This window comes from Achromobacter sp. UBA5777 (genome assembly GCF_002418565.1).
In the GTDB taxonomy this organism is placed as follows: Bacteria; Pseudomonadota; Gammaproteobacteria; order Burkholderiales; family Burkholderiaceae_B; genus Achromobacter; species Achromobacter animicus.
Map to the genome: position 1 here is coordinate 1 of NZ_DIEJ01000282.1, position 4604 is coordinate 4604.

The 4604-nt window shown below is 67.6% G+C and carries 5 protein-coding genes; 3 read left to right on the forward strand and 2 right to left on the reverse strand.

Annotated features, from left to right (window positions below):
* Together B3446_RS24640 and B3446_RS24645 are read right to left on the reverse strand one after the other, a co-directional pair.
* Positions 1 to 367: GntR family transcriptional regulator (locus B3446_RS24640; protein ID WP_291386358.1), on the reverse strand; the 367-nt coding region annotated here is incomplete at its 3' end.
* 8 nt (positions 368 to 375) lie between these two features.
* Positions 376 to 1332: a polysaccharide deacetylase family protein gene (locus B3446_RS24645; RefSeq protein ID WP_291386360.1), complete on the reverse strand. Its 957-nt coding sequence runs from the start codon at positions 1330 to 1332 to the stop codon at positions 376 to 378.
* Positions 1333 to 1562: 230 nt separating this feature from the next.
* Here B3446_RS24645 and B3446_RS24650 point away from each other — a divergent pair, with 230 nt between their 5' ends.
* From B3446_RS24650 to B3446_RS24660, 3 genes are all read left to right on the forward strand, one after another.
* Positions 1563 to 2753: an ABC transporter substrate-binding protein gene (locus tag B3446_RS24650; RefSeq protein ID WP_191577606.1), complete on the forward strand. Its 1191-nt coding sequence runs from the start codon at positions 1563 to 1565 to the stop codon at positions 2751 to 2753.
* Positions 2754 to 2780: 27 nt separating this feature from the next.
* Positions 2781 to 3659 (forward strand): branched-chain amino acid ABC transporter permease, encoded by an 879-nt coding sequence (locus B3446_RS24655; RefSeq protein ID WP_175124925.1) that lies wholly within the window; start codon positions 2781 to 2783, stop codon positions 3657 to 3659.
* On the forward strand, positions 3659 to 4604 hold a 946-nt coding region (locus B3446_RS24660), incomplete at its 3' end, for a branched-chain amino acid ABC transporter permease (RefSeq protein ID WP_291386363.1). The genes B3446_RS24655 and B3446_RS24660, both read left to right, overlap by 1 nt.

Below are 4604 nucleotides of genomic sequence, written 5' to 3' on the forward strand. Positions count from 1 at the left end.
GGGCCGCCGTCAGCGGCAGCAGGGCCGCCTCCAGCGCGCGGCGCGCCTGGAAGATCTGGCGGGTGTCCTCGGGCGTGGGTTCGGCCACCACCGCGCCGCGGTTGTGGTGCAGGTCCACGACGTGCTCGTGCGCCAGCCGCTGCAGCGCCTTGCGCGCCACCGACCGCGACACGCCGAACAGGTCGCAGATCGCGGCCTCGGGCAGCTTGGTGCCAGGCGTCAGGCGCTGGCTCATCACGCTCTCGTAGACCGCTTCGCAGATGCGGCGCTCCATGTCGGCGTCGGGCAGGACGTCATCGTCCGCGGCGGGCTTGGGGGGCTTGGACCGCGCGGCGGCGGCGCGGCGGGATTGGGTCGGACTTGGCACTGCGGCTCCTAAACGATCACACCCGGCGGCAGTCCGTCCACATGCCGGCAGATCTCGCCCGGCGTGGTGAACCAGATCTCGCCGCGGTCACGGGCGGCGGCCAGTGGCGCCAGCGCGCGCCGCAGGTGACGCAGCCGGTACGGCTGGCCGACGATGTAGGGATGCAGCGCAATGCCCATGACGAGCGGCTGGCGAACCGCTTGCGCGCGCATCTCCTCGAACTGGTCAAGGATCATATCGGCAAAATCGCGCGCGTCCATCTTGCGGCCCATGATCATCGGAATGTCGTTGAGCTCCTGCGGATAAGGAATGGCCCACAAATCGCCCGCTCGGGTGTGCATGCGCATGGGCTGGTCGTCGTGGCACCAGTTCAGCGTGTAGCGGTAACCCGCCTCGGCCAGCAGGTCGGGCGTGGCATGGCTTTCCGAAATCCAGGGCGACAGCCAGCCGGCGGGTTCGCTGCCCGCATGCCGCAGGATGCGATCGCGGCAGTGCGCGAGCAGCGCGCGTTCCTCGGCCTCGGGCAAGCCGCCCTGCCGGTGCGCGTTGCTGTAGCCGTGTCCGATGAGCTCGTCGCCGCGCGCCAGGAAGGCATCCACCAGATCGGGGCAATGCTCATACAGCGCGGTGTTGATCAGCACGCCGGCCGGCAGGCGCAGCTCGTCAAAGAGTTCCAGGCAGCGCCAAGCGCCCACGCGGTTGCCGTATTCGCGCCAGGCGTAGTTCAGGACGTCCGGATGAGGCGATGCCGGGCCGAGTTCCGCCCCCAGCCCTTCTCCGAACGCAAAGTGCTCGATGTTGAAACCCAGGTACACGGCCAGGCGCGCGCCGTTCGGCCACGCATAGTCGGCGCGGCCCGCGATGGCGCGGTACGGGAACCGGCCGTGGCAGGCCAGGGGTTGCGGCGCCCAGGCGGCGTTGCCGTCGCGCCCCGGTTTAGTGCTTGGAAGCGAGGATGGATTCATTTTGGTGCAAATCCTGAAGCATGATTGTGAACAAAATCGCTGCGGTTTTGGCGACAAAATCCGTACATCGGTGTGCACATATCCCGTCTGCACTGCCCGCGCCCAGCGGCGGCGGGGCGAAAGCGGCATGCAGCAATGAACGCGGATCAGGTGGCATGGATCTTGCATAAGGGAACGAAGCAGCACTTAACCCCATGCAAGATTCATTCCACTTTTTCAGGAGTGTCCCGATGACCTCGACCCGTCGTTCCTTCATGCGCCACGCGGCCGCCGCCGCGCTTTTCGCCGCGGGCCTTGCCTCGCAGCCGGCGCTGGCAGCGGACCCGATCAAGATCGGTCTGATCACCGCGCTGTCCGGGGAGTCGGCGCGCGCCGGCGAAGCGCTGACGCGCGGCATCACCGTCGCCATTGACGAGATCAACGCGCGCGGCGGATTGTTGGACGGCCGCCAGGTCGTGCTGGTGCGCCGCGACGACGAAGGCAATCCCGCCAAGGGCATGGCCGCCGCGCGCGAGCTGATCTACAAGGAAAAGGTCGCCGTGCTGTTCGGCGGCCTGGACACGCCGGTCTCCATGGCCATCGTTCCCATCGTGAACCAGGAGAAGGTGCCGTTCATGGGGCCGTGGGCCGCGGGCACCGCCATCACGCAGAACAAGGGCAATCCCAACTTCGTGTTCCGCGTGTCGGCGATGGACGAAATCGTCGACAGCGCGATGGTCCAATACGCGCAGAAGACGTTCCAGAGCGCCAAGCCAGGCATGATCCTGGTGAATAACCCCTGGGGCGAATCCAACGAGAAAGGCCTGAACGCCGCGCTGGCCACCGCCAAGATCACGCCCGCCGGCGTCGAGAAATTCCAGCCCAACGATCTGGACATCGTGCCGCAACTGAGCCGCCTGAAGGCCGCCGGCGCCGACACGCTGTTCCTGGTCGGCAACGTGGGGCCGTCCGCGCAGGTGGTGAAGTCGCTGGACCGCATGGGCTGGAAGGTGCCGATCGTGTCGCACTGGGGTCCGGCTGGCGGCCGCTTCACGGAACTGGCCGGTCCCAACGCCAAGAACGTGCACTTCGTGCAGACCTACAGCTTCTTCGGCAAGCAGGGGCCGGTGGGCGACAAGGTAATGCAGGCGCTCAAGACCAAGTATTCCGACATCAAGGGTCCGCAGGACATCACCCCGGCCGTGGGCGTGGCCAACGCGTACGACGGCATGCAGCTTGCCGCGCTGGCCATCGCGCAGGCCGGCTCGACCGACGGCGACGCGGTGCGCCAGGGCTTCTACAAGATCGGCAAGTACGAAGGCCTGATCAAGACGTATGAGCAGCCCTTCACGCCGGCCTCGCACGATGCGCTACGTGAGGACGACTATGTGTGGACGCAGTTCATCGACAACCGCATCCTGCCCGTCAAGGGCGTGCAGTAAAGCGGCCTGACGCCACGGGAGACGCGCATGTTGTTGATGTCCGCCATCGTCAGCGGCCTGGGACTGGGAAGCATGTACGGGCTGATGGCCCTGGGCTTTTACCTGACCTATGCCGTTTCCGGCACGGTGAATTTCGCCCAAGGCAGTTCCATGATGCTGGGCGCCGTGCTGACCTACACGTTCGCCCAGACGCTGGGCTGGCCGCTGGCCGTGGCGCTGCTGTTTGCGCTGGCGCTCTGCGCGCTGTACGGCCTGGTCGTGGAGCGGCTGGCGGTGCGGCCGTTTGCCAGCCGCGGCTCCAATGCGTGGCTCATGTCCACGGTGGCGCTGGGCATCGTGCTGGACAACGTGGTCATGTTCACGTTCGGCAAGGAGCCGCGCAGCCTGCCCTCTCCGCTGGCGCAATCGCCGCTGGAGATCGGCGGGCTGGGCCTGGGCATCTATCCGCTGCAACTGCTGATCCCGGTGGTGGGTCTGGCGCTGGCGGCTGCGCTGCACACCTTGTCGCGCCGCACGCGCTGGGGCGTGGCGCTGCTGGCCGTGGTGCAGAACCCGAACGCCGCGCGGCTGATGGGCATTCCCGTGCGCCACGCCATCATGGCCGCCTTTGCGGTGTCCACGCTGTTCGCGGGCGTGGCCGGCGCGCTGGTCGCGCCGCTCTTTAACGTGCAGGCGGACATGGGCACGCTGTTCGGTTTGAAGGCCTATGTGGTCGCCATCCTGGGCGGCATCACCAGCGCATGGGGCGTGATGATCGCGGGCCTGCTGTTTGGCGTGGTCGAAGCGCTGATCACCGTGGCGCTCGGCTCCGGGTACACGCAGATCATCAGCTTCACGCTGGTGATCGTCATGTTGGCCGTGCTGCCCAATGGCCTGTTCGGGCGCGCCGATGTGAGGAAGGTCTGATGAACAAGCAATCCGCAATGCGCTGGCTGCCGCCGGCGCTGTATGCCCTGCTGGCCGCGGCGGCCCTGATGCTGGCCGCCACTGTCAACGGCTACTACGTCTTCGTGCTGGGCAACGTGGCGCTGCTGGCGCTGGCCGGCATCGGCCTGAACGTGCTGCTGGGCCTGACCGGCCAGATGTCGTTCGGCCACGCGGGCTTTTATGCCATCGGCGCGTACACCGTCGCGATCCTGACCGGCCAGGCCGAATGGAGCTTCTGGCTGGCGTGGCCGGCCGCCGCGCTGGTCTGTGGCGCGTTCGGCCTGCTGCTCGCCGTGCCCGCGCTGCGCGTGAAGGGCCCGTATCTGGCGATGATCACCATCGCCTTCGGCTTCATCGTGGAACACGCGCTGATCGAAGGCGGCTCGGTCACGGGCGGGCAGAACGGCCTGATGGGCATTGTGCAGCCGGCCCTCGGCAGTCTGGGCGGCGACCGTGGCGTGGCCATGCTTGCCATCGTGGCGGTGTTTGCCGCGCTGATCGGCTATGCGCTGCTGTCGCGCGGCGCGTGGGGTGCGGCCATGCGCGCGGTCAAGGACAGCGAGACCGCCAGCGAATCCATCGGCATCAATCCTCTGGTAGTCAAAGCGGTGGCCTTCATGGTGTCGGCCGCCGTGGTCGGCCTGGCGGGCGGGCTGTATGCGCCGCTCACGGGCATGATCACGCCGCACAACTTCAATTTCATGCAGTCCATCCTGTTCGTGCTGGCGGTGACCATCGGCGGCGCGGGCTCGCTGGCCGGGCCGCTGCTGGGCGCGGTGGTGGTGGGCCTGCTGCCGGAAGTGCTGTCCAGCCTGGAGGAATACCGCCTGCTGTTCTTCGGCGCCTTCCTGCTGGTGGTGCTGTGGGCCGCGCCCGAAGGCGCCGCCGGGCTGCTGGCCCGCTGGCGGCGGCGCGCGCAGACGC